At 40.9% G+C, this 6,713-nt stretch carries 3 protein-coding genes; all 3 read left to right on the top strand.

The genetic code is table 11. The annotated features are described in order from the left end of the window. Positions 1–469, top strand: a 469-nt coding sequence (locus HMPREF2619_RS08780; protein ID WP_083279637.1) for a dihydrodipicolinate synthase family protein, incomplete at its 5' end; no start/stop codon positions are given. 15 nt (positions 470–484) lie between these two features. Then, on the top strand, positions 485–1,369 hold the full coding sequence (locus HMPREF2619_RS08775) for an ROK family protein (protein ID WP_049528956.1): 885 nt from the start codon (positions 485–487) through the stop codon (positions 1,367–1,369). A 322-nt stretch (positions 1,370–1,691) separates the two neighbouring features. Continuing rightward, on the top strand, positions 1,692–6,713 hold a 5,022-nt coding region (locus HMPREF2619_RS08770), incomplete at its 3' end, for an alpha-L-fucosidase (RefSeq protein ID WP_070460761.1).

Raw genomic sequence — 6,713 nt, 5'->3', positions numbered from 1 at the left:
TCCAAGTCTTTACACAGAAATGTTGAAAAACCCACGTGTCATTGGTGTTAAAAATTCTTCAATGCCAGTTCAAGATATCCAAACTTTTGTTAGTCTTGGTGGTGATGATCATATCGTCTTTAATGGTCCAGACGAACAATTCTTAGGTGGACGTCTCATGGGTGCAAAAGCTGGTATCGGTGGTACTTATGGCGCTATGCCAGAACTCTTCTTGAAACTCAACCAATTGATTGCAGATAAAGACCTAGAAACAGCGCGTGAATTGCAATATGCTATCAACGCTATCATCGGTAAATTGACTGCGGCACATGGAAATATGTACGGCGTTATCAAAGAAGTCTTGAAAATCAATGAAGGACTTAATATCGGATCAGTTCGTTCTCCACTTACACCAGTGACCGAAGAAGATCGTCCAGTTGTAGAAGCAGCTGCGGCATTGATTCGTGAAACTAAGGAGCGTTTCCTCTAATCAATAGGAGGCTTTATGACTAATTACGTTGCAATTGATGTTGGTGGAACTAATATCAAATATGGTTTAATTGATCAGGATGGACAACTTGTAGAGTCTCACGAAGTAGCGACTGAGGCGCATAAGGGTGGTCCACACATCTTACAAAAGACAAAAGATATCGTCGCTAGCTATCTAGAAAAAGGACCAGTGTCAGGTGTAGCCATTTCCTCTGCGGGAATGGTTGATCCTGATAAGGGTGAGATTTTCTATGCTGGTCCACAAATTCCAAACTATGCAGGAACTCAATTTAAAAAGGAAATTGAAGAAAGCTTTAACATTCCTTGTGAAATTGAGAATGATGTCAACTGCGCAGGGCTAGCAGAAGCGGTTTCTGGATCTGGAAAAGGTGCAGGAATAACGCTTTGTTTGACCATCGGAACAGGTATCGGTGGTTGTTTAATCATTGATGGCCAGATTTTCCATGGATTTAGTAATTCTGCCTGTGAAGTTGGCTATATGCATATGCAGGATGGGGCTTTCCAAGATTTAGCTTCTACAACTGCCTTGGTTGAGTATGTAGCCAAGGCTCATGATGAGGAAGTGGCTCATTGGAATGGTCGCAGAATTTTCAAAGAAGCTACAGAAGGCAATAAACTCTGTATGGAGGGCATTGACCGTATGGTAGACTATCTTGGGAAAGGTCTTGCTAACATCTGTTATGTTGCCAATCCAGAGGTTGTTATACTAGGTGGTGGTATTATGGGGCAAGAAGCGATTTTGAAACCGAAAATTCGTACAGCTCTGAAAGATGCGCTTGTTCCGAGCTTAGCGGAAAAAACAAGATTAGAATTTGCGCGTCATCAAAATACTGCAGGTATGCTTGGAGCCTACTATCACTTCAAAACAAAACAATCCTAAGTTGGCCTTGCCAATTTAGGATTTTTTAGTCATAAAAAGTAAAATAATCATTTAGTAAAAATCTAGTTAAAACTTTGAAAACCCTTGCATTTTTTAATATAACATAGTATATTTATAATAATGCGAAAACTCTAGAAAAATTCTTGCTAATGGAAGCATTATTTTATTTTTTAAAAATGTAAGCGATTTCTACAATCTTATATTTACTCAAAATAAATAGCTCAGGGAAAGAATTTTAAGCTAGGGAATCAAACAAAAAATGTCGCCAGATTACACTGGGCTCGGGCAGTAGCTGACTGCTCTAGAAGATTAGGAGTATTTGATGAAACAATATTTTTTAGAAAAAGGTAGAATATTTAGTATTCGTAAACTGACTGTTGGTGTTGCTTCTGTAGCAGTCGGTCTTGCTTTTTTTGCATCTGGTAATGTTGCGGCTAGTGAACTTGTGACAGAACCAAAACTTGAAGTAGATAGTCAAGCAAAAGAAGTGGCAGATGTAGATCATGAAAAAGAAGAAGCAGTTAAAGAAGAAGTAACTGAAAAAACAGAACCTGCTGTCGAGAAAGTGGCAGAGGAAGGGAAAACTGCTGAAGTGGCTGGCGATTTACTCCCTGAAGAAATCCCTGACCGTGCCTATCCTGATACTCCAGTGAAAAAAGTGGATACTGCAGCTATTGTATCAGAAAAAGATAGTCCACAAGTAGAGACTGAAAGTATCTTAAAAGCGAAGGAAGAAACTCCATCTGAAGCTGGAAAAGAAAATAGAGCCATTATCAATGGTGGACAAGACCTTAAGCGCATCAATTATGAAGGTCAACCAGCAACATCTGCTACTATGGTTTATTCAATCTTTAGCTCACCTTTGGCCAATGGAGGTAGTCAGCGATACCTTAACTCAGGTTCAGGTATCTTTGTTGCTCCTAATGTCATCTTGACAGTGGCGCACAACTTCTTGGTCAAGGATGCGGATACTAATGCTGGTTCTATCCGTGGTGGTGATACGGCTAAGTTCTACTACAATGTAGGTTCAAATACTGCTAAGAATAATTCTTTACCAACTTCAGGGAACACTATTTTGTTCAAGGAAAAGGATATTCATTTCTGGAATAAAGAAAAATTCGGTGAAGGTTATAAGAATGACTTAGCCTTGGTTGTAGCTCCAGTTCCACTTTCAATTGCAAGTCCAAATAAGGCGGCTACCTTTACTCCTCTAGCAGATCATCGGGAATACAAAGCTGGAGAACCAGTGAGCACAATTGGCTATCCTACAGATTCAACTTCTCCAGAATTGAAGGAACCAATTGTTCCTGGTCAATTGTATAAGGCAGACGGTGTCGTTAGAGATACTGAAAAGTACGATGAAAATGGAGCTGTAGGTGTTACCTATCGTTTGACTTCTGTTTCTGGTCTTTCTGGTGGTGGAATTATTAACGGTGATGGTAAGGTCATTGGGATCCACCAACGTGGTACTGTTGATAATGCGAACATTGCTGAAAAAGATCGCTTTGGAGGAGGGCTTGTCCTCTCACCAGAACAATTGGCATGGGTCAAAGAAATCATTGACAAATACGGTGTTAAAGGTTGGTATCAAGGCGATAACGGCAATCGTTATTACTTCACTCCAGAGGGAGAAATGCTTCGAAATAAGACAGCTGTAATCGGTGAAAACAAATATTCCTTCGATGAAAGTGGTGTAGCGACTCTCCTTGAAGGTGTTGATTATGGACGAGTTGTTGTCGAACACCTAGACCAAAATGATAATCCAGTCAAAGAAAACGATACTTTTGTTGAAAAGACAGAAGTTGGAACTCAGTTCGACTATAACTATAAAACAGAAATTGAGAAGACTGATTTCTACAAGAAGAATAAAGACAAATATGAGATTGTATCGATTGACGGCAAAACTGTCAACAAGCAACTAAAAGACGCTTGGGAAGATGATTATAGTGTTGTGAGCAAGGCTCCTGCAGGAACTCGTGTCATCAAGGTTGTTTATATGGTCAATAAAGGTTCCTTTGACGTTCATTATCGTTTGAAAGGTACAGACCAAGAATTAGCAACTGAGACTGTGGATAATAACGATGGTAAAGAATATGAAGTTTCCTTTGTTCATAGATTCCAAGCCAAAGAAATTGCAGGCTACCGTGCAGTCAATGCAAGTCAAGAAGCAACAATCCAACATAAAGGAGTGAACCAAGTTATTTTTGAATACGAAAAAATTGAAGATCCAAAACCAGTAACTCCTGCAACTCCAGTAGTGGATCCAAAAGACGAAGAAACAGAAATTGGAAACTATGGACCACTACCAAGCAAGGCTCAATTGGATTACCACAAGGAAGAATTGGCTGCCTTCATCCACTATGGTATGAACACTTACACCAACTCTGAGTGGGGAAATGGTAGAGAAAATCCTCAAAACTTTAACCCGACAAACCTTGATACAGATCAGTGGATTAAGACTTTGAAGGATGCTGGGTTCAAACGAACAATCATGGTTGTCAAACACCATGACGGTTTTGTGATTTATCCATCTAAATACACAGACCATACGGTAGCTGCAAGTCCATGGAAAGACGGTAAGGGAGACCTTCTTGAAGAAATCTCTAAATCAGCGACTAAGTATGACATGAATATGGGTGTTTACCTATCACCATGGGATGCCAATAACCCTAAATATCATGTTTCAACTGAAAAAGAGTACAACGAATACTACCTCAACCAGCTCAAGGAAATCCTTGGCAATCCTAAATATGGAAATAATGGTAAATTCATCGAAGTTTGGATGGACGGTGCGCGTGGTAGCGGAGCTCAAAAAGTAACCTACACCTTTGACGAATGGTTCAAGTACATTAAGGAAGCTGAAGGAGATATCGCTATCTTCTCTGCTCAACCAACAAGTGTCCGTTGGATCGGTAATGAACGTGGTATCGCTGGAGATCCAGTTTGGCATAAGGTTAAGAAAGCTAAAATCACTGACGATGTGAAGAATGAATATCTCAATCATGGAGACCCAGAAGGAGATATGTACTCTGTCGGTGAAGCAGACGTTTCTATCCGTTCAGGTTGGTTCTACCATGACAATCAACAACCAAAATCAATCAAAGATTTGATGGATATCTACTTCAAGTCGGTTGGTCGTGGAACGCCACTTCTCCTCAATATTCCACCAAATAAAGAAGGTAAATTCGCAGATGCAGACGTCGCTCGCTTGAAAGAATTCCGAGCAACCTTGGATCAAATGTATGCGACTGACTTCGCCAAGGGAGCAACTGTAACTGCAAGCTCTACTCGTAAGAATCACTTGTATCAAGCAAGCAACCTAACAGATGGTAAGGATGATACTAGTTGGGCATTGTCAAATGATGCCAAGACAGGTGAATTCACTGTGGATCTCGGTCAAAAGAGACGCTTTGACGTAGTCGAACTCAAAGAAGATATTGCTAAAGGTCAACGTATCTCTGGATTTAAGGTTGAAGTTGAGCTCAATGGTCGCTGGGTTCCATATGGAGAAGGTTCGACTGTTGGTTATCGTCGTCTCGTCCAAGGTCAACCTGTGGAAGCACAAAAGATTCGTGTGACTATCACGAATTCACAAGCAACTCCTATTTTGACAAACTTCTCTGTTTATAAGACACCAAGTAGTATCGAAAAAACAGATGGCTATCCTCTAGGCTTGGATTACCATTCAAATACAACAGCTGATAAAGCAAATACAACCTGGTATGACGAATCCGAAGGCGTTCGTGGAACATCCATGTGGACCAATCAAAAAGATGCTAGCGTAACCTACCGTTTCAATGGAACTAAGGCTTATGTCGTATCTACAGTGGATCCAAATCACGGTGAAATGTCAGTTTATGTGGATGGTCAAAAGGTTGCAGACGTACAAACTAATAATGCGACTCGTAAACGTAGCCAGATGGTTTATGAAACAGATGACTTGGCTCCAGGTGAACACACCATCAAACTCGTCAACAAAACTGGCAAAGCTATTGCAACTGAAGGTATCTACACGCTCAATAATGCTGGTAAAGGTATGTTTGAGTTGAAAGAAACTACCTATGAAGTTCAAAAAGGCCAACCAGTTACTGTAACCATTAAACGTGTTGGTGGTAGCAAAGGAGCTGCAACAGTCCATGTCGTGACTGAACCAGGAACAGGGGTTCACGGTAAGGTTTATAAGGATACAACAGCTGATTTGACCTTCCAAGAAGGTGAAACAGAAAAGACTTTGACAATTCCAACAATTGACTTTACGGAGCAAGCTGACTCTATCTTTGACTTCAAAGTGAAAATGACGAGTGCTTCAGATGAAGCTTTGCTTGGCTTTGCTTCAGAAGCAACGATTCGAGTGATGAAAGCTGAATTGCTTCAAAAAGATCAAGTAAGTCATGATGATCAGGCAAGTCAACTTGACTATAGTCCAGGTTGGCACCATGAAACGAACTCAGCTGATAAATACCAAAATACAGAATCATGGGCATCGTTTGGACGTTTGACAGAAGAGCAGAAGAAAAATGCCAGCGTAACAGCCTACTTCTACGGAACAGGTCTTGAGATCAAAGGATATGTGGATCCAGGACATGGTATCTACAAAGTGACGTTAGATGGTAGAAGAGTCGAGTATCAAGATGGCTTAGGTAATGCTTCTGAGTACAACGGTAAGAAGTACTTCAGTGGTACAGCCACTACTCGTCAAGGTGGTCAAACTCTTGTTCGTTTGACTGGACTCGAAGAAGGTTGGCATGCTGTAACCTTGCAATTGGATCCAAAACGTAATGATACTACGAGAAATATTGGTATCCAAGTTGACCAGTTCATCACTCATGGTGAAGGTAGTGCTCTTTATACCAAAGCAGAGTTAATCCAAGCCATGAAGAACTGGAAGGATGAGTTGGTTAAGTTTGACCAGACAAGCTTGAAGAATACTCCAGAGGCACGTCAAGCCTTCAAGTCAAACTTGGACAAATTATCTGAGCAACTTTCAGCAAGTGATGCAAATGCACAAGAAGTTCTGAAAACAGCTACAGCCTTGCAAACGATCCTTGATAAGGAAGAAAACTACGGTGTAGAAGAAACCCCAGCCCAACCAGAAGAGCCTAACTATGACAAGGCTATGGCAAGTTTGGCAGAGGCCATTCAAAACAAGAGCAAGGAACTAGGTGATGATAAGGAAGCTAAGAAGAAACTAGTTGAGTTATCAGAGCAAGCTCTTACTGCTATTGAATCAGCCAAGACACAAGATGCAGTAGATAAAGCCTTGCAAGCGGCTCTAACTTCTATCAACCAGCTTCAAGCGACTCCGAAAGAGGATCCAAAACCAGAGGAGCCAGCTCAACCAGAA

Origin of the sequence: Streptococcus sp. HMSC074B11 (assembly GCF_001808705.1) — a bacterium.
In the GTDB taxonomy this organism is placed as follows: domain Bacteria; phylum Bacillota; class Bacilli; order Lactobacillales; family Streptococcaceae; genus Streptococcus.
The sequence above is the reverse complement of the archived record's forward strand: the minus strand, read 5'-3'. Positions and strand labels throughout refer to the sequence as shown.

Bases quoted from the DNA above. Each gene is read 5' to 3' on its own strand.
- HMPREF2619_RS08775 (WP_049528956.1), top strand. From the start codon at position 485: ATGACTAATTACGTTGCAATTGATGTTGGTGGAACTAATATCAAATAT.